Genomic DNA, 19,722 nt, shown 5'->3' with positions numbered 1-19,722 from the left:
GCTGCTGGCCATGCCTTCGTCAGTATAGTCGTCCCCGCCCGGGCACACCGCTCCCCGTCCGGCGGCCCTAAATACAGGCAAGTAACTGTTTGGCAACCGATTTTCCGTGAAACAGGGGCGGCAAACCTAGGCTTTCGCACTGCAACAGCGTAAAATCCCCGGCCTTCCCGCTTCACCTGCGCCGGGGTGCGCCATGCTCTATCCCTCCCGTTTCGATGTCATCGTTGTCGGTGGCGGCCATGCCGGCACCGAGGCCGCGCTCGCGTCCGCGCGCATGGGCGCGAAAACGCTGCTCCTCACGCACAACATCGAGACCCTCGGCCAGATGAGCTGCAACCCGTCGATCGGCGGCATCGGCAAGGGCCACCTGGTCAAGGAAGTCGACGCGCTGGGCGGTGCGATGGCCGCCGCCACCGACGAAGGCGGCATCCAGTTCCGCATCCTCAACGCGTCGAAAGGCCCCGCGGTGCGCGCCACCCGCGCCCAGGCCGATCGCGTGCTGTACAAGGCCGCGATCCGCCGCCGCCTCGAAAACCAGCCCAACCTGTGGCTGTTCCAGCAGGCGGTGGACGACATCACCGTCGCCGGCGACCGCGTCACCGGCGTCGTCACGCAGATCGGCCTCGTCTTCGAAGCCCCCGCCGTCGTCCTCACCGCCGGCACCTTCCTCAACGGTCTGATCCACGTCGGCCTCGAGCACTACTCCGCGGGCCGTGCCGGCGACCCGCCGGCGATCTCGCTCGGCCAGCGCCTCAAGGAGCTCCAGCTGCCGCAGGGACGCCTCAAGACCGGCACCCCGCCGCGCCTCGACGCGCGCACGATCGACTTCTCCGTGATGCAGGAACAGCCCGGCGACGACCCCGTGCCGGTGTTCAGCTTCCTCGGCTCCGCCGCGCAGCACCCGGCGCAGCTGCCGTGCTGGATCACGCACACCAACGCGCGCACCCACGACATCATCCGCGCCAACCTCGACCGCTCGCCGATGTACTCCGGCGTCATCGAAGGCGTCGGCCCGCGCTACTGTCCGTCGATCGAGGACAAGATCCACCGCTTCGCCGACAAGGACAGCCACAACATCTTCCTCGAGCCCGAAGGGCTCACGACGCACGAGATCTACCCCAACGGCATCTCCACGTCGCTCCCCTTCGACGTCCAGCTCGCCGTCGTGCGCTCGATCCGCGGCCTCGAGAACGCCCATATCCTGCGCCCCGGCTACGCGATCGAATACGACTACTTCGACCCGCGCAACCTCAAGAGCAGCCTGGAGACCAAGACTTTCCACGGCCTCTTCTTCGCCGGCCAGATCAACGGCACCACCGGCTACGAGGAAGCCGCGGCGCAGGGCCTGCTCGCCGGCGCCAACGCCGCGCTGCAGGTGCAGGGGCGCGAAGCCTGGTGCCCGCGCCGCGACGAGGCCTACCTCGGCGTGCTCGTCGACGACCTCATCACGCGCGGCGTCGCCGAGCCCTACCGCATGTTCACGTCGCGCGCCGAATACCGTTTGAGCCTGCGCGAAGACAACGCCGACCTGCGCCTCACCGAGAAGGGGCGCGAACTGGGTCTCGTCGATGACATCCGTTGGGAGGCCTTCTGCCGCAAACGTGAAGCGATCGAGCGCGAAACCGCACGCCTGAAAGCCACTTGGGCGGTGCCCGACCGTGTCCCCGCCGCGGACGCCGAGCGCGTCGTCGGCAAGGCGCTCGAGCGCGAGTACCGTTTCTTCGAACTGCTGCGCCGCCCGAACACGCGCTACGAAGACCTCATGACGCTGCCGGGTGCGCCGGAGGATCCCGAAACCGACCCGCAGGTCATCGAGCAGCTCGAGATCGCCGCGAAGTACCAGGGCTACATCGATCGCCAGCAGGACGAAGTCGCGAAGCAGCTGCAGGCCGAATCCACGCGTCTGCCCGCCGACCTCGACTACGCCGAGGTGCGCGGCCTCTCCAAGGAAGTGCAGCAGAAGCTCAACCTGCACAAGCCCGAGACCATCGGCCAGGCCGGCCGCATCCAGGGCGTCACGCCGGCCGCGATCTCGCTGCTCCTCGTGTGGCTCAAGCGCCGCGAACTCGCCGCGCGCGCCCGCGGCGCGGCCGACCACGACGGCGCGCAGGCAAAGTCCGCATGAGTGCCGTGACGCTCGAACGCGGCCTCGCCGAACTGGGGCTCGAACTGCCCGCCGACGCGCAGGGGAAGCTCCTCGCCTTCGCCGCGCTGCTCGCGAAGTGGAACAAGGTCTACAACCTGACCTCGATTCGCGACGCCGGCCAGATGCTCACGCACCACCTGCTCGATTCGCTCGCCGTGCTGCCGCACCTCGGGGACATCGAACGCCTCGCCGACGTCGGCTCGGGCGGCGGCCTGCCGTGCATCCCGCTCGCGATCGCGACGCAGGGGCGCGAACCGGTGCTCGCGATCAGCTCGATCGAGACCGTCAACAAGAAGGCGAGCTTCCAGCAGCAGGCGAAAATCGAGCTCGGGCTCGCGACCCTCACCGTGCTCAACGAGCGGGTCGAAAACGTCCGCCCCGACCGGCCCTTCGACGCCGTCATCTCGCGCGCCTTCTCCGAACTCGCCGATTTCGTCGGCCTCACGCAGCACCTGCTGCGCCCCGGCGGTCGTTTCCTTGCCATGAAGGGCGTGTATCCTGATGACGAAATCGCACGCCTGCCGGCCAACTTCCGCGTCGTCGAGGCCGTGCCGCTGACGGTGCCCGGACTGGGCGCCGAACGACACCTGATCATCGTGGAAAAGAGCTGAATGGCCCGAATCTTCTGCGTCGCCAACCAGAAAGGCGGAGTCGGCAAGACCACCACCTGCGTCAATCTCGCCGCCGCGCTGCAACTCGCCGGTCAGCGCACGCTGCTCGTCGACCTCGACCCGCAGGGCAACGCGACGATGGGCAGCGGCATCGACAAGCGCGCGCTGCAGCATTCCGTGTATCACGTCCTCGTCGGCCTCGCGACGCTCGACGAGGCGCGTGCGACCTCGCCCAGTGGCGGCTACGACGTGCTCCCGGCGAACCGCGACCTCGCCGGCGCCGAAGTCGAACTCGTCGATCTCGAACGGCGCGAAAACCGCCTGCGCGACGCCTTCCGGCAGTTCGACGCCGACTACGACTTCGTCCTCGTCGACTGTCCGCCCTCGCTGTCGATGCTCACGCTGAACGGCCTGTGTGCCGCCCACGGCGTCATCATCCCGATGCAGTGCGAGTACTACGCGCTCGAAGGCCTGTCCGACCTCGTGAACACCATCAAGAAGGTGCACGCCAACCTCAACCGCGAGCTCAAGATCATCGGCCTCCTGCGCGTCATGTTCGATCCGCGCATGACGCTGCAGCAGCAAGTCTCCGCGCAGCTCGAGAGCCACTTCGGCGACAAGGTGTTCGACGCCATCGTGCCGCGCAACGTGCGGCTGGCCGAGGCGCCCAGCCACGGCATGCCCGGCGTCGTCTTCGACCGCGCCGCCAAGGGTGCGCAAGCCTACATGGCCTTCGCGCAGGAAATGATCGAACGCGTGAAGACGCTGTAACCCGACCCGAATTCAGGCAAAGCCCATGTCCCGACCCAAACTCAAAGGCCTCGGCCGCGGCCTCGACGCCCTGCTCGCGGCGAACCACGACGACGAAGCCGCCGGCGAACTGCAGACCCTCGCGGTGTCCACGCTGCGCCCCGGCAAGTACCAGCCGCGCACGCGCATGGACCCCGGCTCGCTCGAGGAACTCGCCGCCTCGATCAAGGCCCAGGGCATCATGCAGCCCATCCTCGTCCGTCCCGTCGACGGCAGCGGCTACGAGATCATCGCCGGCGAGCGCCGCTGGCGCGCCGCGCAGATCGCCGAACTCGGCGAAGTGCCCTGCCTCGTGCGCGAGATCCCCGACGAAGCCGCGCTCGCGATGTCGCTGATCGAGAACATCCAGCGCGAAGACCTCAACCCCCTCGAGGAAGCGAGCGGCATCCAGCGCCTCATCGACGAATTCGGCATGACCCACCAGCAGGCCGCCGATGCGGTCGGCCGCTCGCGCCCGGCCGCCTCCAACCTCCTGCGCCTCCTCAATCTCGCGCGCCCGGTGCAGGAGCTGCTGATGGCCGGCGACATCGACATGGGCCATGCGCGCGCCATCCTGCCGCTCGACGGCGCCAACCAGATCCAGCTCGCCAACCAGGTCGCCGCGCGCGGACTGTCGGTGCGCGACACCGAGCGCCTCGTCCAGCAGACCGTCAATCCCCGCCCGAAAAAGGCCGCGCAGGCCCCCGACCGCGACCTCCAGCGCCTCGAGGAAGAAATCGCCGACGTCATGGGCGCGACGGTCCGCATCAAGGCCAACCGCAAGGGCGCGGGGGAAATCACCCTGCACTTCGGCAGCCTCGACCAGCTCGACGGCCTCCTCGCGCGCCTGCGCGGCCCCCTCGACTGACCCCGGCGAAACGCCCGCGGCCCGTCCGCCGGAGTGAAATGCACTACGCAGTTCTGCGTATCTTGTATAAGATGCATGACTTGGCGCGCACACCATGTTGCACCGCCATACATATTTGACTTTGTTACGGTTAACCCCTAGTATTCGCGGAATTTTTACGGCGGTCGGCGCCTGACAGGCGCGGCGCGGCGGCAGATCCATGCTGAAGATGGTTTTACTGCAGTTGGGCGCAACGATCGTGGCAACGGCCATTGCGGCCGTTTTTTTCGGCCCGGCCGGGGCGATCTCCGCAGTGCTCGGAGGTCTCTCCTGCGTGCTCCCCAGCGCCCTGTTCGCGCTGCGGCTGCACCTCGTCGCCAAGCGCGGCGGGTCAGGCCATGTGACAGCTTTTTTCGTCGGCGAGTTCCTCAAGGTCGCGTCGATAGTGGGATTGTTGGTGCTGGTCGGGCTGAAATATGAAGACGTCCATTGGGGCGGTCTCTTCATCGGCCTGATCCTGGCACTGAAGGCGAATTTGTTTGCATTTTTGGTGAAGACCTGAATATGGCTACCGAAGCACCCACCGCAGGCGAGTACATCGTCCACCACCTCACCCACTTCAACTCCACGGGGCACGCCCAGAAGGCCGTCATCGACTGGAGCATCCTCAACCTCGACACCCTGTTCTTCTCGATCGCGCTGGGCGTCATCACGCTGTTCTTCCTGATCCGCGCCGCCAACAAGGCCACCGCGGGCGTGCCGGGGCGCTTCCAGGCCGCCGTCGAGATCCTCGTCGAGATGGTCGCCGACCAGGCCAAGGGCATCGTGCATAGCGCCGAGTCGCGCAAGTTCGTCGCGCCGGTCGCCCTCACCGTGTTCCTGTGGATCTTCGTCATGAACTCGATGGACTTCCTGCCGGTCGATCTGCTGCCGCGCATCTGGGCCACCGTCTCCGGCAACGAGCACGCCTACCTGCGCGTCGTCCCGACCGCCGACCTGAACGGCACCCTCGGCATGTCGATCGGCGTGCTGCTGCTCTGCCTCTACTACAACGTCAAGATCAAGGGCATGTCGGGCTGGGTGCACGAGCTCTTCACCGCGCCCTTCGGCAGCCATCCGCTGCTGTACCCGATCAACTTCCTGATGCAGATGATCGAGTTCCTCGCCAAGACCATTTCGCACGGCATGCGACTGTTCGGCAACATGTACGCCGGCGAACTGATCTTCATGCTGATCGCGCTGCTCGGCGGCACCGCCACCGTCTTCGGCTTCGTCGGCCACATCATCGCCGGCTCGATCTGGGCTGTGTTCCACATCCTGATCGTCGCCCTGCAGGCCTTCATCTTCATGATGCTGACGCTGGTGTACATCGGCCAGGCTCACGAAAGCCACTAACCGTTTCGCAGTAGTAACTGGTTTCTTTTTAACTTCAATCTCTAACTAAGGAGTCGTCATGGAAAACGTTCTGGGTTTTGTTGCGCTGGCTGCCGGTCTGATCATCGGTCTGGGTGCTATCGGTGCTTGTATCGGTATCGGCATCATGGGTTCGAAGTACCTCGAAGCCTCGGCCCGTCAGCCCGAGCTGATGAACGCGCTGCAAACCAAGATGTTCCTGCTGGCTGGTCTGATCGATGCGGCGTTCCTGATCGGCGTCGGTATCGCGATGATGTTCGCCTTCGCCAACCCGTTCCAGCTCTGATCGGTTCGCTCATTTGGCCACCATCGGCCTCATTGAACACAACTGAGGAGCAAGAACAGTGAATTTGAACGCAACCCTGATAGCCCAGCTCGTTGTGTTCTTCATTCTGGCGTGGGTCACGATGAAGTTCGTGTGGCCCCCCATCGTGAAGGCACTCGACGAGCGCGCGAAGAAGATCGCGGACGGGCTCGCGGCTGCGGACAAGGCAAAGGCGGACCTCTCTCACGCCGAGAAGAAGGTCGTCGAGGAAATGCGCAAGGCCCGCGAATCCGCGGGTGACATGCGCGCTGTCGCCGAAAAGCAGGCAGCCACCGTTCTCGACGAAGCCCGCGCCGAAGCCGCGCGCATCATTGCCCAGGCGCGTGAAGCCGCGCAAGGCGAAGCCGGCGCTGCTGCACAGCGCGCCAAGGAAGCCCTGCGTGACCAGGTCGCCAACCTCGCCGTCGCCGGTGCCGAGCGCATCCTGCGCCGCGAGATCAACGCCCAGGTGCACGCCGACCTGCTCGCCAACCTGAAACAGGAACTGCAATAAGTCATGGCCGAGAACGTCACCATCGCGCGCCCCTATGCGGATGCCGCCTTCGAGCTGGCCCGCGGGGCAGGTGCGCTGGGGCCTTGGTCGGAAGCTCTCGATCGGCTGGCCGCGATTGCCGCGGACAGCTCGATGCGGGCCTGCATCAGTGATCCGAAACTGTCGGCACAGCAGCTGTACCAGCTGTTCCTCGACGTTGCGGGTCAGGGCCTGACCCCCGAGCTGCAGAATTTCGTTCGCGTCCTCGTGGACAACGAGCGCCTGCAGGTGCTTCCGGAGATCCGTGACCTGTTCGTCGATCTCAAGAACGAACATGAAGGTGTCAAGGAGGCCGACATCGCCTCCGCCTTCCCGCTCGACGATGCGACGCTGGCCACGCTGAAGTCCGATCTTGAAACCCGTTTCAAGACCAAGCTGAACATCAGCGTGAGCCTCGACCCCGAACTCATCGGCGGGGTCCGTATCGCCATCGGCGACGAAGTGATCGACGCCTCGGTCCGCGGCAAACTCGCGAACATGGCCGCTGCGCTAAAGAACTAGGAGCATACCCAGATGCAACTCAACCCCTCTGAAATCAGTGATCTGATTAAGAGCCGGATCCAGAACCTGCAGCTCGCAGCCACGTCGCGCAACGAGGGTACGGTGGTGTCGGTTACCGACGGCATCACCCGCGTCCACGGCCTGGCAGACGTCATGCAGGGCGAAATGCTGGAATTCCCTGGCAACACCTTCGGCCTCGCGCTGAACCTCGAGCGTGACTCGGTCGGTGCGGTGGTTCTCGGTGAATACGAGCACATCACCGAAGGCGACTCGGTCAAGGCGACCGGCCGCATTCTCGAAGTGCCGGTCGGCCCCGAGCTCGTGGGCCGCGTGGTCAACGCCCTCGGTCAGCCGATCGACGGCAAGGGCCCGATCAACGCCAAGCTCACCGACAAGATCGAAAAGGTCGCGCCGGGCGTGATCTGGCGTCAGTCGGTGTCGCAGCCGGTGCAGACCGGTCTGAAGTCGGTCGACTCCATGGTGCCGATCGGCCGTGGCCAGCGCGAGCTGATCATCGGCGACCGCCAGACCGGCAAGACCGCCGTCGCCGTCGACGCGATCATCAACCAGAAAGGCCAGGACATGTTCTGCGTCTACGTTGCGGTCGGCCAGAAGGCCTCGACGATCGCCAACGTGGTGCGCAAGCTGGAAGAGCACGGCGCGATGGAATACACCATCGTCGTCGCCGCGACCGCTTCCGAGTCCGCCGCGATGCAGTTCATCGCGCCCTACTCGGGCTGCACGATGGGCGAGTACTTCCGCGACCGCGGCCAGGACGCCCTGATCATTTACGACGACCTGACCAAGCAGGCCTGGGCCTACCGTCAGATCTCGCTGCTGCTGCGCCGCCCGCCGGGCCGCGAAGCCTACCCCGGCGACGTGTTCTACCTGCACTCGCGTCTGCTCGAGCGCGCTTCGCGCGTCTCCGCCGACTACGTCGAGAAGTTCACGAACGGCGAAGTCAAGGGCAAGACCGGCTCGCTGACCGCGCTCCCCGTGATCGAAACCCAGGCCGGCGACGTCTCCGCGTTCGTTCCGACCAACGTGATCTCGATTACCGACGGCCAGATCTTCCTTGATACCGACCTCTTCAATGCCGGTGTCCGTCCCGCGATCAACGCCGGTATCTCGGTGTCGCGCGTCGGTGGCGCCGCGCAGACCAAGGTCGTCAAGAAGCTCTCCGGCGGTATCCGTACCGACCTCGCGCAGTACCGCGAACTCGCGGCCTTCGCGCAGTTCGCTTCGGATCTCGACGATGCGACCCGCAAGCAGCTCGAGCGCGGCCGCCGCGTGACCGAGCTGATGAAGCAGGTCCAGTACGCGCCGATGTCGATCGCGGAAATGGCCATCACGCTGTTCGCGGTGAACAACGGCTACTTCGACGACGTCGAGGTCGGCCGCGTGCTCGCCTTCGAGAACGGCCTGCTGCAGTTCGTCAAGACGAAGAACGCCGCGCTGATCTCCAAGATCATGTCCGCCAAGGAACTCGACGCCGACGGCGAGAAGCAGCTCGTCGCCGCGATCGAAGAGTTCAAGAAGAGCTGGGCCTAAGCCCGCGGACGGAGACGGAAAATGGCTAGCGGTAAGGAAATCCGTACCAAGATCAAGAGCGTGCAAAACACGCGCAAGATCACCAAGGCCATGGAAATGGTGGCCGCATCCAAAATGCGCAAGGCGCAGGACCGGATGCGTGCTGCCCGTCCCTATGCCGAGAAGATCCGCCGACTCGCCGCGAACCTGTCCCAGGCCAATGTGACCGACTACAAACACCCGTTCCTGGTCCACAAGGACCAGGTCAAGCGGGTGGGCCTGATCCTCGTCACTACCGACAAGGGTCTGTGTGGCGGTCTCAACACCAACATCCAGCGTGTCGCGCTGAACGCGATGAAGGATTGGAGCGCCAGCGGCGTCTCCGACATCCGTGCCTGCTGCATCGGCAACAAGGGGCTCGGCTTCATGCAGCGTATGGGCGCGAACGTCGTGTCGCACGTCGTGCAGATGGGCGACACGCCGCACCTGGAAAAGATGATCGGCCCGGTCAAGGTCATGCTCGACGCGTTCCAGAACGGCGAGCTCGACGCGGTCTACATTGCCTACACGCGCTTCATCAACACGATGAAGCAGGAGCCGGTGCTGGAGCAGCTGCTCCCGCTGTCCGGCGAGCAGCTGGGCACCCCCGAAAGCTCGTGGGATTACCTCTACGAGCCGGACCCGCAGGTGGTCATCGACGAAATGCTCGTGCGTTACGTCGAGGCGCTGGTGTACCAGGCTGTCGCCGAGAACATGGCTTCCGAACAGAGTGCGCGAATGGTGGCAATGAAGGCCGCCTCCGACAATGCCAAGAACGTGATTGGCGAACTGCAGCTGGTCTACAACAAGACCCGCCAGGCAGCGATCACGAAGGAGCTGTCGGAGATCGTCGGCGGCGCCGCCGCGGTGTAACGGAATATTGAATTAAGGAAACGACGATGAGTCAAGGAACTATCGTTCAGTGCATCGGCGCCGTGGTGGATATCCAGTTCCCCCGCGAAGCCATGCCGAAGGTGTATGACGCGCTCAAGCTCGACAGCGCCACGGGTTCGTTCGCCGAAGAAGGGCTGACCTTCGAGGTGCAGCAGCAGCTCGGCGACGGCGTGGTGCGTACCATTGCGCTCGGTTCGTCCGACGGCCTGCGCCGCGGCATGAGCGTGTCCAACACCGGCAAGCCGATCTCGGTGCCGGTCGGCCACGGCACGCTGGGCCGCATCATGGACGTGCTGGGTCGCCCGATCGACGAAGCCGGCCCGATCGAGGCCGACGAGCTGCGCGCGATCCACGCGAAAGCCCCGAAATTCGACGACCTGTCGCCGTCGGTCGACCTGCTCGAAACCGGCATCAAGGTTATCGACCTGGTCTGCCCGTTCGCGAAGGGCGGCAAGGTCGGCCTGTTCGGCGGCGCCGGCGTGGGCAAGACCGTGAACATGATGGAGCTGATCAACAACATCGCGAAGCAGCACTCGGGTCTCTCGGTGTTCGCTGGCGTGGGTGAGCGTACCCGTGAGGGCAACGACTTCTACCACGAGATGAAGGACTCCAACGTTCTCGACAAGGTCGCGATGGTGTTCGGTCAGATGAACGAACCCCCGGGCAACCGGCTGCGCGTCGCGCTGACCGGCCTGACGATGGCCGAGCGCTTCCGCGACGAAGGCCGCGACATCCTGTTCTTCGTGGACAACATCTACCGCTACACGCTGGCCGGTACCGAAGTGTCCGCGCTGCTGGGCCGGATGCCGTCCGCGGTGGGCTACCAGCCGACGCTGGCGGAAGAAATGGGCCGCCTGCAGGAGCGCATCACCTCGACCAAGGTCGGCTCGATCACCTCGATCCAGGCCGTGTACGTCCCTGCGGACGACTTGACCGACCCGTCGCCGGCAACCACCTTCCTCCACCTCGACTCGACCGTCGTGCTGTCGCGTGACATCGCCGCGCTGGGTATCTACCCCGCCGTCGACCCGCTCGACTCGACCTCGCGCCAGCTCGACCCGCTGGTCGTCGGTGAGGAGCACTACGGCGTGGCCCGTCAGGTCCAGCAGACGCTGCAGCGCTACAAGGAACTGCGCGACATCATCGCGATTCTGGGCATGGACGAACTGTCGCCGGACGACAAGCTCGCGGTGGCCCGTGCGCGCAAGATCCAGCGCTTCCTGTCGCAGCCCTTCCACGTTGCGGAAGTGTTCACCGGCTCGCCGGGCAAGTACGTGCCGCTGAAGGAGACGATCAAGGGCTTCAAGATGATCGTCAATGGCGAGTGCGATCACCTGCCGGAGCAGGCGTTCTACATGGTCGGCGGCATCGAAGAGGCCATCGAGAAGGCCAAGAAGCTCCAGTAATCTGGCGCGCGCCGTGCGGCAGTCCGCTGCCGCGCGGCCTTGAAGAGGAGTCAACATGGCAATGATGGTCCACGTAGACATCGTCAGCGCGGAAGAGCAGATCTTTTCCGGTCTGGCTGAGTTCGTTGCGCTTCCCGGCGAAGCGGGCGAACTCGGGATCCTGCCCGGCCACATGCCGCTGATGACCCGGATCAAGCCGGGCGCGGTGCGTGTGAAGGTGCGGGATCAGGCGGATGAGGAGTTGGTGTTCGTCGCCGGCGGCATCCTGGAAGTTCAGCCGGGGCTGGTCACCGTTCTGGCCGACACCGCGATCCGGGGCAAGGATCTCGACGAGGCCAAGGCCCTCGAAGCCAAGCGTATGGCGGAAGAGGCGCTGCAGAACAGGTCGTCGGAACTGGATTACGCGAAGGCCCAGGCAGAATTGGCGGAAGCGATCGCCCAGATCGCCGCGATCCAGAAGCTGCGCAAACGCGGTCACTGATCGGCGGGCGCCGCCGCTGCGGCGCGCACGAAGCACGAAGGGCAGTCCGTATCGGGCTGCCCTTTCTATTTACGGGGCGGGAAAGGCTATCGGCGGCGCTCCGCGCGCGCGCCGCGCCGTTCAGTGGTGCTCAGTCGGCACAGGTTGGCCGAAGGGCGGGAACGCCGCCGGTCGGGACGGACCTCGTTCGGCGTTGATGGCGCAGCGGGCGAATGATCCGCCCGCCGTACGTTCAAAAACTCGCCGTTCGTCCCGGGGCCCGGGACAGGACGCGTGGTCGTGGGTGCAGGTTCAGCCGCGTCGTGCGGCCGTCGGCAGCCGGCCGACGCGCTTGTCGAGGCGCGCGAGATCGTCGCGCAAGCTGCGCAGTTCGTCGCCGAGGGACGCGAGCGCGCCGCGGGTGACGAGGGTCTGCTGTTCCTCCGCGAGGTATTCGGCGAGGTTGCCGGTGAGCCCGGCCCATGCGCGTTCATGCATGCGCCGCAGCGTTCCGGCGCCCTCGACCATGCGGTGCGCGACGATGTCGCCGAACACGCGCGACAGGTCTTCCTCGGCATCCCAGCGCAGGTTGCGGAAAACGAAACCCAGGGTATCGGCGAGTTCGGCGTTGCCCTCGATGCGCACGGCGTTCATTGCCTTGTTGGCGTCGCCGCCGACGAGGGCGGGCAGGGCCGAGAGCGGCATGGACAGCGTGACCGCGGGTTCCACGCCCGCTTCGGCGTCGATCAGGTAGCCGTCGGCATCGATCGCGAACAGCAGCTCGGCCGGTTCGGCCCGCAGGCGGGCGCGGCGTCCGGCGTGCGGAGCGAGGCGTTCGCGTGCCCAGTCGGCGCGGGCGAGCAGGTGGTTGATGGCGGCGAGCGCGCCGCGGGTGCCGAAATTCAGGACGGACATGGAAAGCGGGGACAGGCGCGGATCAGGCGACTTGCTGGATGCCGGCGACGACCCAGCCGGTGCCGCCGCTGCGCGGTTTGGTGAGGTGCCAGATCTCGTCGAAGGGGGCCGGTGCTGCGTTGGGTTCCTCGCGCAGCAGGCCGGTGAAACGCACGCTGACGATGTAGCGCTGCGCTTCCTCGGCGACCTCGAGCACCTGGGCGCTGAGTTCGACGACGTCGGTACGTTGCGCGCTCATGCCGCGGTCGGCCATCTGCAGGCGGATTTCGGCGTACATCTCGGGGCTCGTGAATTCCCGGATGTCGTCGAGGTTGCCGGCATCGTGGGCGGCCTGCAGGCGAATGAAATTGACCTTGGCCTGGCGGGCGAAGGCGTCGGCGTCGAAATCCGGGGGAATCGCAGGTGTTGCCGCGGCCGCCGAGCCGCCGCCGAATGCGGTGGCCGGAGGGGAGGCATCGGCGGCCCGGGTCGGGGTTGCGCCGGCGTACTGCATCCCGCCCGCGCCGGACGTGCCGGTGCTGCGCCGCGACAGCAGGCGGAAGAGGGCGACGGCGGCAAACACCAACAGGCCGATCATGAGCAGGGAGCCGAGCTCCTCGCCCAGCCCGAGGTGCGAGAACAGCGCGGCCACGCCGAGACCGGCCGCGAGGCCGGCGAGCGGGCCCATCCACGAGCGGCGCGGCGGTGTCGTCGCGGCACCTTGCGGGGCTTGCGGTGCCGGCGCTGCCGACGGGCGTGGTGCCTGCGGCGGGGTGACCTGTCGCTGCATGCCGAGGCTGCTGCCGCCACCGAAGCGCTTGGCTTCGACGTCACCGACGCCGAGGCCGAGGGTGAAGACGACGGCGATGAGGCACAGGATGAAGTTCTTCATGGCGCGTTTCACTCCGTGGCGCGTTGCATTCCGGGCGGCGATGGCGGGCATCTCGGGCGCTGCGCGGGCGGCGTCCGGATCAGACCTTGTAGCCGCGGTGCAGCGCGACGATGCCGGCGCTGAGGTTGAAGTAATCGACCCGCTTGAAACCGACTTGTTCCATCATCGCCTTGAGTTCTTCCTGGGGCGGATGCATGCGGATCGATTCGGCCAGGTAGCGGTAGCTGTCGGGGTCGCCGGCGACCTTCGCCCCCATCCAGGGCAGGATCTTGAACGAGTACAGGTCGTAGGCGGGTGAGAGGGGCGCCCACACTTTGGAGAATTCGAGCACCAGCAGGCGGCCGCCGGGACGCAGCACGCGGCGCATCTCGGCCAGCGCGGCGTCCTTGTGCGTCATGTTGCGCAGCCCGAAGGCGACCGTCACGCAGTCGAACCAGTTGTCCGGGAAGGGCAGCTTCTCGGCATTGCACTGCGCCACCGGCAGCGCGTAGCCGCGATCGAGCACGCGATCCCGGCCGACCGAGAGCATGGCGTGGTTGATGTCGGTGAGCCAGACCTGGCCTTCGCGCCCGACGCGCTTGGCGAAGGCGAGCGACAGGTCGGCGGTGCCGCCGGCGACGTCGAGCACGCGATCGCCGCGGCCGACGCCGGAGATCTGGATCGTGAATGCCTTCCACAGCCGGTGCAGGCCGAAGGACATCAGGTCGTTCATGATGTCGTACTTGGTCGCGACCGAGGAGAAGACCTCGGCGACGCGCTGCTGCTTCTCGCCTTCGGCGACGGTCTCGAAGCCGAAGTGGGTGGTCTTGTCGTTCATGTTCAGTGTTTGTGGCCGCAGCCGTGCCTGGGCGCGGGCGGTGGGTTGTCGGCGGGGTCGCGGCTCGCGCCGGCCTCGCTGAGGCGGTCGAGGTACTGCTGCCACAGCGTGTCGTGCTGGGTGGCGAGCATGTGGAGGTAGTCCCACGAATACAGGCCGCTGTCGTGGCCGTCGGAGAACACGAGCTTCACGGCGTAGTGGCCGACCGGTTCGATGTCGAGGAGCTCGACGTCGCGCTTGCCGACCTGCAGGGTCTCCTGGCCGACGCCGTGGCCGCGGACTTCCGCGGACGGGGAATACACACGCAGGTACTCGAAGGGCAGCGAGTATTCATTGCCCTCGCCGAACGCGATTTCCAGCATGCGCGATTTGCGGTGCAGCGTGAGTGCGGTGGGGATGGGGGTGTCGTCGTCGAGGCCGGCCATGCTTGCCCCTGCTTGTGGATGGAGGGGGTATCAATCATACCCGAATCGCGGCCCGCCCGTGCCCTGCGGGCGCAGTCGGGGCGCTTGTTGCGGGAACGTGACCTGTCACAAAATCGTCAATTTCCTGCAATACACTGCCTGCAATGACATGGAGTGTGCATAGATGGCCGCGAACATCCTGCTGGTGGAAGACGAACCGGCGATCCAGGAGCTGATTGCCGCAAACCTCGGACGGGCGGGCCACCACGTGGTGCGCGCCGGTGATGCCGAGACGGCGCAACGTATCGTGCGCGATGCCCTGCCGGATCTGGTGCTGCTCGACTGGATGCTGCCGGGGATGTCGGGGATCGAGCTGGCGCGCCGCCTGCGGGCGGACGAGCGCACGCGCGGCATTCCGATCATCATGCTGACGGCGCGCGGCGAGGAGCAGGACAAGGTCGCGGGGCTGGAGATGGGGGCGGACGACTACATCACGAAGCCCTTCAGCCCGCGCGAGCTGGTCGCGCGCATCAAGGCGGTGCTGCGCCGCCGTGCGCCGCAGGCGACGGAGGATCCGGTGCAGCTGGGGGGCCTGAGCCTCGATCCGGCGACGCACCGGGTCAATGCGGGGGAGCGGCCGGTGGTGCTGGGGCCGACCGAGTTCCGCCTGCTGCACTTCCTGATGACCCATCCCGAGCGCGTGCATTCGCGCGCGCAACTGCTCGACCAGGTGTGGGGCGACCACGTGTTCGTCGAGGAGCGCACGGTGGATGTGCACGTGCGCCGTCTGCGTGCGGCGCTGGAGCCGGTCGGGCAGGACGGCCTGATCCAGACGGTGCGGGGCAGCGGCTACCGCCTGTCGGCCCTGCCTGCCGTGGCAGGTGTGTAAGATCGCTGCAGTGTCGGTTTCGAGCGGGAGTTTCTCCATCAGACAAGTTACGCGATACGTGTGGTGGCAGGCGGTGCGCATGCTGGGCCTGGTGGCGCTGCTGGCGCTGGTCGTCGGTGCGCTGGGCGGCAAGGTGGCGGCGCTGGGGACGGTGTTCGTCGGCATCGTCGCGATGCTGGTCTATCAGCTGCTGAACCTGCACCGGCTCGTCGAATGGACCTATGCACCGGTCGGTTCGTCGCTGCCCCCGGGGGTCGGCATATGGGCGCATATCTACTACGACCTGGACCGGCGCTCGCGCACGTCCGTCGATCTGCGCGAGCGCCTGACGAGCGCGCTCGACCGGTTCCACGAGGCGAGCCAGGCGATGCCCGACGGCGTGCTGTACCTCGCCGCGAGCAACCGCATCGAGTGGCTGAATCGCAAGGCGGAGCAGCATTTCGGCATCGACAGCCGGCGCGACCATGGCGCGCTCGTGACCACGCTCGTGCGCGAGCCGGAGTTCGTGCACTTCCTGCAGGCGGGCGATTTCACGGAACCGCTGGTGCTGCATTCGACCCGCCGGGCTGGGCTCACGCTGCTGCTGCAGGTGGTGCCCTTCGGCGACGACCAGAAGATGGTGGTGTCGCGCGACGTCAGCCAGCTGGAGAAGCTCGAGACGATGCGGCGCGATTTCATCGCCAACGTGTCGCACGAGCTGCGCACGCCGCTGACCGTCGTGACGGGCTTTCTGGAAACGCTGATCGAGGGCCGGGACGACTTTTCGCCCGAGGACGTGACGAACTTCCTGCAGCTCGCGCTGGACCAGTCGCTGCGCATGCAGACGCTGATCGAGGATCTGCTGACACTGTCGGCGCTCGAGACCGGGGCGCCGGCGCCGGTCGAGGAGTGCGTGGATGTCGCCGACCTCGTGCACAGCATCGCCGAGGACACGCGCCTGCTGTCGAACGGCCGGCACGAGATCGACGCCGGCATCGACGCGCGCCCCGGGTGCGCGCGGCTGCTCGGCAACGCGAAGGAGCTGCGCTCGGCGTTTGCCAACCTCGCCAGCAATGCGGTCCGTTACACGCCGGCCGGCGGGCACATCCGCCTGAGCTGGACCTGCAGCGAGGGCGGCGGGGAATTCGCAGTCGAGGACGATGGCATCGGGATCGCGGCCGAGGACATCCCGCGCCTGACCGAGCGTTTCTACCGCGTCGACCGGGGCCGTTCGCGCGAGACCGGCGGCACGGGCCTCGGCCTGGCGATCGTCAAGCATATCCTGTCGCGCCACCAGGCCGAGTTGCGCATCGCCAGCGAACTCGGCAAGGGGAGCCGTTTCAGCGCGCGCTTTCCGGCTGCGCGGCTGGGTCAGGCGAATCCAGCGGCTCGTAGCTGACCTGCACGAAGTCGGTGCCGCGCAGGACCGGCTTCGTGAGCCGCAACTGGAAGCGCCGGCCGTCGTCGACAACCTCGATCACCCGCTGCGGCTGGAACCATTGCGCGGGGAGGATCACCGACGCGTCGGCCTTCAGGGCCGGGGTGGCGGGCAGCAGGAAGCCCTCGACGAAGGGTTCGCGCGGGTTGTTCAGGCCGGAGGAGCGCACCGCGACGACTTTCGGCAAACCCGCGAGGACCTGGACGCCGGCTTCCATGACGCCGTCGGCGCGGTACATGAGCCAGCTCAGCTGGGCGAGCAGGAAATGCTCGCCGTCCGGCGGGCGCACGCCCACGAGCTGGTGGTGGACGAGCCGCTGGGTGTGCGGGCTCTGGAACAGGCGGAAGCCGCTGACGGACTGGTCGGCAATCTGCCAGTGTTCGCACGCAAAGCCGAGTCTTGCTGCCGCACGCCGGCGTCCGTCTTCCGACCAGGGCGTGCTTTCCGCCTCTGCGACGCGTTCGCCGAGGGTCATCAGCGCGATGTCGTTGCGCAGGCTGCGCTGGGTCGCATAGATCGGCGGTTGTTCGAAAGGCTTGCCCCCGACGTGGAATGCGATCGCGGACCAGCCGGACGCGAGTTCGGCGCGTCCGTGGGCGCCGCGCCGCGGGAATCGCCGCCCGGCGGACGCAAGGCCCCAGGGGCGGTAGAGCGAGAGCAGCAGCCTGGAGCAGGCGTCGACCGCGCAGTCCGCGCCGAGCCCGAGCGAGGATGGGGTGACGCCCTGCTTGAACTGCTTGAACACCGACTGGATCTGCCCGGCGAGTTTGCTGCTGTCGAAGCGGCGCAGCGAACCCGACGGCTGCAGCACGCCGAGCGGCCGCAGGCCGTGGTCGGCGCTGAGATCGAGGCCGTAGGCGGCGGGTTGCGGCGCTTCGCCGTCCGGCCCGCCGGGCAGCTCGCAATAGGGCGCGAAGCGCTGCGCCCAGCGGCACACCCATCCGAGCTCGCGTTCGCTGCGTCCGTACGGGTTGGACAGGTCGACGAGCAGCACGGCAACAAAGGCCTCCGTGGGGCTTTGCGCCTTCCAGATGTCGTTGAGCGGATCCGGGACGCGGATCGCGCCGACGCCCAGCGCCTCGGCGGCGCAATAGCTGTCGTGCAGGTCGGTCCAGGTGCCGTCGGGGAGGGCGCGGTGCGCGCGGAAGTATTCGAGGGGGACCATCCCGGCGTAGTGGACGCGCCGCTGCGCGAGGAGCGCGCGCTGATCGGCCGGGAGGAGCTCGGCGCCGCTCGTGCGCGCGATGTGCGCATAGGACTGGGCCAGGGCGTCCCACAGGGCGACGACGCCGTGCAGCGTTTCGTTCTCGGCGCTGTCGGGCGGCAGCGGATGCGCGGCGTAGCGGCGGGACATCTCCGTCTGGGCAAGCGCGACATGCGGGCGCGCGGCTTCGAGGATCTCGAGGTGCGGTTCGGGCGCGAGGCCGGCCTGCAGCAGTGCCGGCACCATGTCCGACAGCAGTCGATGGTTCTCGTCGACGTTCAGCGGCCGCAGCTTGCCGAGCAGATCCAGGCACTCGCCGGGGTCGTGATAACCCATGGATTCTCCGTGTGCGTTCGGGTTGGTGCGGCGGAGGCGCGGGCTCAGCCGGCGGTCTGTTCGGTCAGCATGGCGACGAGCGTCGCGGCCAGCGCCTCGACCGACGGCGCGGCGCGGCGTGCGCCGGTGCGCTGGGGCGCGCTCCACACCGACTGGGGAAAATGCGTGTCGTCGGCGAAGCGCGGGATCACATGCCAGTGCAGGTGCGGAACCATGTTGCCCAGGCTCGCGAGGTTGATCTTGTCGGGGCGCATCAGCTGTCGCAGCGCGGCCTCGGTCGCGAGCACGACGTTGAGGAGGTGGCGCTGCTCGCCCGGGGTGAGGTCGGTCATCTCGGCGGCGTGGTGGCCCCACACGACGCGGCAGAAGCCGGGGTAATCGGCGTCGCTGACGAGGATGACGCGGCAGCTGCCGTCGCGCCACACGAGGGTCTCGTCGGCCGCCAGGCACAGTGGGCAATCGGTCACGGGCTTCCCCTTCGGCAAGGACGTCGGAAAGACCACTTTAGCTGGTCGGCATGGCGCTGCGAAGCGAAATTTACACGCTGCCCGCGCCGGCGGACGGATTGCCCGCGATCGTCACGGTGTCGCCCAGGGCCTCGATCGCACCGTGCCGGAAGGCGAGCAGTGTGCCGGCCGGGATCGTCTGCCACACCTCGTTGTCGGTCAGCGGCGCGGTCGCGATCACCGCGACGCGGTCGGCGGGGGTCGTGAGCCGGCTGAAATCGACGCTGAGGTCCTGGTCGGCGAGGTGCGCGGTCGCGAACGGGGCCTGGCGGATCAGGTAGGTGAGCCGCGTCGAGCAGTGCGCGAAGAGGTAGTCGCCGTTCGACAGCAGGAAGTTGAACGGACCATGCGCGCCGATGCGGATCGCGAGGCGCCGCAGCGCCGCGTACAGGGCTTCGGCCGGCGGCGGACCGTCGGGGAACTCGGCGGCGAGGTGCTGCAGGATGTCGCAGAATGCGGTTTCCGAGTCGGTGTTGCCGACCGGCAGGAAGCGGCCGTCGAAGCGCGGCGCGTAGTCGAGCAGGTTGCCGTTGTGCGCGAAGATCCAGTAGCTCCCCCACAGCTCGCGCTGGAAGGGGTGGGTATTGTCGAGCGTGACCTGGCCCTGGGTGGCCTTGCGGATGTGCGCGATGACGTTGAGCGAGCGGATCGGGTAGTTGCGCACCAGCTCGGCGACCGGCGACGAGGCGCTGGGCTGGGGGTCGAGGAAGACGCGCACGCCGCGCCCCTCGAAGAAGGCGATGCCCCAGCCGTCGGCGTGCACGTCGGTGCCGCCGCCGCGCGCCTGGAAGCCGGCGAACGAGAAGCAGATGTCCGTCGGCACGTTGCAGTTCATTCCGAGGAGCTGGCACATCGCGCGTCCCCCGAGCG

Annotated in this window: 22 protein-coding genes; 15 read left to right on the top strand and 7 right to left on the bottom strand. The window is 67.0% G+C overall.

What is annotated here, in order from left to right; all coding sequences use genetic code 11:
- Positions 1-193 precede the first annotated feature (193 nt).
- The 13 genes from mnmG (at position 194) to GPA22_RS02230 (ending at position 11,514) form a co-directional block, all read left to right on the top strand.
- Entirely contained in the window at positions 194-2,125 is a 1,932-nt protein-coding gene (gene mnmG, locus GPA22_RS02290) for a tRNA uridine-5-carboxymethylaminomethyl(34) synthesis enzyme MnmG (protein ID WP_169254481.1), read from the top strand.
- On the top strand, positions 2,122-2,757 hold the full coding sequence (gene rsmG, locus GPA22_RS02285; RefSeq protein WP_169254480.1) for a 16S rRNA (guanine(527)-N(7))-methyltransferase RsmG: 636 nt from the start codon (positions 2,122-2,124) through the stop codon (positions 2,755-2,757). Before mnmG ends, rsmG begins: the two co-directional genes overlap by 4 nt.
- Positions 2,758-3,528, top strand: coding sequence for a ParA family protein (locus tag GPA22_RS02280; protein ID WP_169254479.1), 771 nt, complete (start codon positions 2,758-2,760; stop codon positions 3,526-3,528). It begins immediately after the preceding gene.
- A gap of 25 nt (positions 3,529-3,553) precedes the next feature.
- Positions 3,554-4,414: a ParB/RepB/Spo0J family partition protein gene (locus GPA22_RS02275; RefSeq protein ID WP_169254478.1), complete on the top strand. Its 861-nt coding sequence runs from the start codon at positions 3,554-3,556 to the stop codon at positions 4,412-4,414.
- 199 nt (positions 4,415-4,613) lie between these two features.
- The gene (locus tag GPA22_RS02270) at positions 4,614-4,955 is read left to right on the top strand and encodes an ATP synthase subunit I (RefSeq protein WP_169254477.1); all 342 of its coding nucleotides are present in this window, start codon (positions 4,614-4,616) and stop codon (positions 4,953-4,955) included.
- A gap of 2 nt (positions 4,956-4,957) precedes the next feature.
- Positions 4,958-5,788, top strand: coding sequence for a F0F1 ATP synthase subunit A (atpB, locus tag GPA22_RS02265; RefSeq protein ID WP_169254476.1), 831 nt, complete (start codon positions 4,958-4,960; stop codon positions 5,786-5,788).
- A gap of 58 nt (positions 5,789-5,846) precedes the next feature.
- Positions 5,847-6,092, top strand: coding sequence for a F0F1 ATP synthase subunit C (atpE, locus tag GPA22_RS02260; protein WP_002925444.1), 246 nt, complete (start codon positions 5,847-5,849; stop codon positions 6,090-6,092).
- 58 nt (positions 6,093-6,150) lie between these two features.
- Entirely contained in the window at positions 6,151-6,624 is a 474-nt protein-coding gene (locus GPA22_RS02255) for a F0F1 ATP synthase subunit B (RefSeq protein ID WP_169254475.1), read from the top strand.
- Between the two features lie 3 nt (positions 6,625-6,627).
- Positions 6,628-7,164 (top strand): F0F1 ATP synthase subunit delta, encoded by a 537-nt coding sequence (locus GPA22_RS02250; protein ID WP_169254474.1) that lies wholly within the window; start codon positions 6,628-6,630, stop codon positions 7,162-7,164.
- A gap of 12 nt (positions 7,165-7,176) precedes the next feature.
- On the top strand, positions 7,177-8,715 hold the full coding sequence (atpA, locus tag GPA22_RS02245; protein ID WP_169254473.1) for a F0F1 ATP synthase subunit alpha: 1,539 nt from the start codon (positions 7,177-7,179) through the stop codon (positions 8,713-8,715).
- 21 nt (positions 8,716-8,736) lie between these two features.
- Entirely contained in the window at positions 8,737-9,606 is an 870-nt protein-coding gene (gene atpG / locus GPA22_RS02240; protein ID WP_169254472.1) for a F0F1 ATP synthase subunit gamma, read from the top strand.
- Positions 9,607-9,632: 26 nt separating this feature from the next.
- Positions 9,633-11,033: a F0F1 ATP synthase subunit beta gene (gene atpD, locus GPA22_RS02235; RefSeq protein WP_169254471.1), complete on the top strand. Its 1,401-nt coding sequence runs from the start codon at positions 9,633-9,635 to the stop codon at positions 11,031-11,033.
- A gap of 55 nt (positions 11,034-11,088) precedes the next feature.
- The gene (locus GPA22_RS02230; protein ID WP_121426829.1) at positions 11,089-11,514 is read left to right on the top strand and encodes a F0F1 ATP synthase subunit epsilon; all 426 of its coding nucleotides are present in this window, start codon (positions 11,089-11,091) and stop codon (positions 11,512-11,514) included.
- 291 nt (positions 11,515-11,805) lie between these two features.
- On the opposite strand, the gene GPA22_RS02225 is transcribed toward GPA22_RS02230, so the two are convergent.
- The 4 genes from GPA22_RS02225 to GPA22_RS02210 all read right to left on the bottom strand — a co-directional run bounded on the left by GPA22_RS02225 (position 11,806) and on the right by GPA22_RS02210 (position 14,521).
- The gene (locus tag GPA22_RS02225) at positions 11,806-12,408 is read right to left on the bottom strand and encodes a ubiquinone biosynthesis accessory factor UbiJ (protein WP_169254470.1); all 603 of its coding nucleotides are present in this window, start codon (positions 12,406-12,408) and stop codon (positions 11,806-11,808) included.
- Between the two features lie 22 nt (positions 12,409-12,430).
- Positions 12,431-13,279 carry a Tim44 domain-containing protein gene (locus GPA22_RS02220; RefSeq protein ID WP_169254469.1) on the bottom strand — a complete coding sequence of 283 codons (849 nt, stop codon included), beginning with the start codon at positions 13,277-13,279 and terminating at the stop codon, positions 12,431-12,433.
- A 79-nt stretch (positions 13,280-13,358) separates the two neighbouring features.
- Complete coding sequence (ubiE, locus tag GPA22_RS02215; RefSeq protein WP_169254468.1) at positions 13,359-14,096, bottom strand: bifunctional demethylmenaquinone methyltransferase/2-methoxy-6-polyprenyl-1,4-benzoquinol methylase UbiE; 738 nt, start codon at positions 14,094-14,096, stop codon at positions 13,359-13,361.
- A gap of 2 nt (positions 14,097-14,098) precedes the next feature.
- A complete protein-coding gene (locus GPA22_RS02210; protein WP_169254467.1) occupies positions 14,099-14,521 on the bottom strand; it encodes a gamma-butyrobetaine hydroxylase family protein in 423 nt (140 codons plus the stop codon).
- A 163-nt stretch (positions 14,522-14,684) separates the two neighbouring features.
- Between GPA22_RS02210 and phoB the strand changes: the two genes are divergently transcribed.
- Both phoB and phoR read left to right on the top strand, forming a co-directional pair.
- Positions 14,685-15,389 carry a phosphate regulon transcriptional regulator PhoB gene (phoB, locus tag GPA22_RS02205; protein ID WP_169254466.1) on the top strand — a complete coding sequence of 235 codons (705 nt, stop codon included), beginning with the start codon at positions 14,685-14,687 and terminating at the stop codon, positions 15,387-15,389.
- Positions 15,390-15,447: 58 nt separating this feature from the next.
- Positions 15,448-16,767, top strand: coding sequence for a phosphate regulon sensor histidine kinase PhoR (gene phoR / locus GPA22_RS02200; RefSeq protein ID WP_169254465.1), 1,320 nt, complete (start codon positions 15,448-15,450; stop codon positions 16,765-16,767).
- Here phoR and GPA22_RS02195 read toward each other — a convergent pair.
- From GPA22_RS02195 to GPA22_RS02185, 3 genes are all read right to left on the bottom strand, one after another.
- A complete protein-coding gene (locus GPA22_RS02195; RefSeq protein ID WP_169254464.1) occupies positions 16,709-18,346 on the bottom strand; it encodes a hypothetical protein in 1,638 nt (545 codons plus the stop codon). The genes phoR and GPA22_RS02195 overlap by 59 nt on opposite strands.
- 44 nt (positions 18,347-18,390) lie before the next feature.
- Complete coding sequence (locus GPA22_RS02190; RefSeq protein WP_169254463.1) at positions 18,391-18,813, bottom strand: HIT domain-containing protein; 423 nt, start codon at positions 18,811-18,813, stop codon at positions 18,391-18,393.
- A gap of 70 nt (positions 18,814-18,883) precedes the next feature.
- Positions 18,884-19,705 (bottom strand): class II glutamine amidotransferase, encoded by an 822-nt coding sequence (locus GPA22_RS02185; protein ID WP_169254462.1) that lies wholly within the window; start codon positions 19,703-19,705, stop codon positions 18,884-18,886.
- Positions 19,706-19,722 lie beyond the last annotated feature (17 nt).

Source organism: Aromatoleum toluvorans (assembly GCF_012910905.1).
GTDB classification, from domain to species: Bacteria; Pseudomonadota; Gammaproteobacteria; order Burkholderiales; family Rhodocyclaceae; genus Aromatoleum; species Aromatoleum toluvorans.
The sequence above is the reverse complement of the archived record's forward strand: the minus strand, read 5'-3'. Positions and strand labels throughout refer to the sequence as shown.

Bases quoted from the DNA above. Each gene is read 5' to 3' on its own strand.
- phoB (WP_169254466.1), top strand. From the start codon at position 14,685: ATGGCCGCGAACATCCTGCTGGTGGAAGACGAACCGGCGATCCAGGAG.
- GPA22_RS02220 (WP_169254469.1), bottom strand. From the start codon at position 13,279: ATGAAGAACTTCATCCTGTGCCTCATCGCCGTCGTCTTCACCCTCGGC.
- rsmG (WP_169254480.1), top strand. From the start codon at position 2,122: ATGAGTGCCGTGACGCTCGAACGCGGCCTCGCCGAACTGGGGCTCGAA.
- mnmG (WP_169254481.1), top strand. From the start codon at position 194: ATGCTCTATCCCTCCCGTTTCGATGTCATCGTTGTCGGTGGCGGCCAT.
- atpE (WP_002925444.1), top strand. From the start codon at position 5,847: ATGGAAAACGTTCTGGGTTTTGTTGCGCTGGCTGCCGGTCTGATCATC.
- atpD (WP_169254471.1), top strand. From the start codon at position 9,633: ATGAGTCAAGGAACTATCGTTCAGTGCATCGGCGCCGTGGTGGATATC.
- GPA22_RS02275 (WP_169254478.1), top strand. From the start codon at position 3,554: ATGTCCCGACCCAAACTCAAAGGCCTCGGCCGCGGCCTCGACGCCCTG.
- GPA22_RS02270 (WP_169254477.1), top strand. From the start codon at position 4,614: ATGCTGAAGATGGTTTTACTGCAGTTGGGCGCAACGATCGTGGCAACG.
- GPA22_RS02185 (WP_169254462.1), bottom strand. From the start codon at position 19,705: ATGTGCCAGCTCCTCGGAATGAACTGCAACGTGCCGACGGACATCTGC.
- GPA22_RS02225 (WP_169254470.1), bottom strand. From the start codon at position 12,408: ATGTCCGTCCTGAATTTCGGCACCCGCGGCGCGCTCGCCGCCATCAAC.
- atpB (WP_169254476.1), top strand. From the start codon at position 4,958: ATGGCTACCGAAGCACCCACCGCAGGCGAGTACATCGTCCACCACCTC.
- GPA22_RS02210 (WP_169254467.1), bottom strand. From the start codon at position 14,521: ATGGCCGGCCTCGACGACGACACCCCCATCCCCACCGCACTCACGCTG.
- GPA22_RS02230 (WP_121426829.1), top strand. From the start codon at position 11,089: ATGGCAATGATGGTCCACGTAGACATCGTCAGCGCGGAAGAGCAGATC.
- atpG (WP_169254472.1), top strand. From the start codon at position 8,737: ATGGCTAGCGGTAAGGAAATCCGTACCAAGATCAAGAGCGTGCAAAAC.
- ubiE (WP_169254468.1), bottom strand. From the start codon at position 14,096: ATGAACGACAAGACCACCCACTTCGGCTTCGAGACCGTCGCCGAAGGC.
- GPA22_RS02195 (WP_169254464.1), bottom strand. From the start codon at position 18,346: ATGGGTTATCACGACCCCGGCGAGTGCCTGGATCTGCTCGGCAAGCTG.
- GPA22_RS02280 (WP_169254479.1), top strand. From the start codon at position 2,758: ATGGCCCGAATCTTCTGCGTCGCCAACCAGAAAGGCGGAGTCGGCAAG.
- GPA22_RS02250 (WP_169254474.1), top strand. From the start codon at position 6,628: ATGGCCGAGAACGTCACCATCGCGCGCCCCTATGCGGATGCCGCCTTC.
- atpA (WP_169254473.1), top strand. From the start codon at position 7,177: ATGCAACTCAACCCCTCTGAAATCAGTGATCTGATTAAGAGCCGGATC.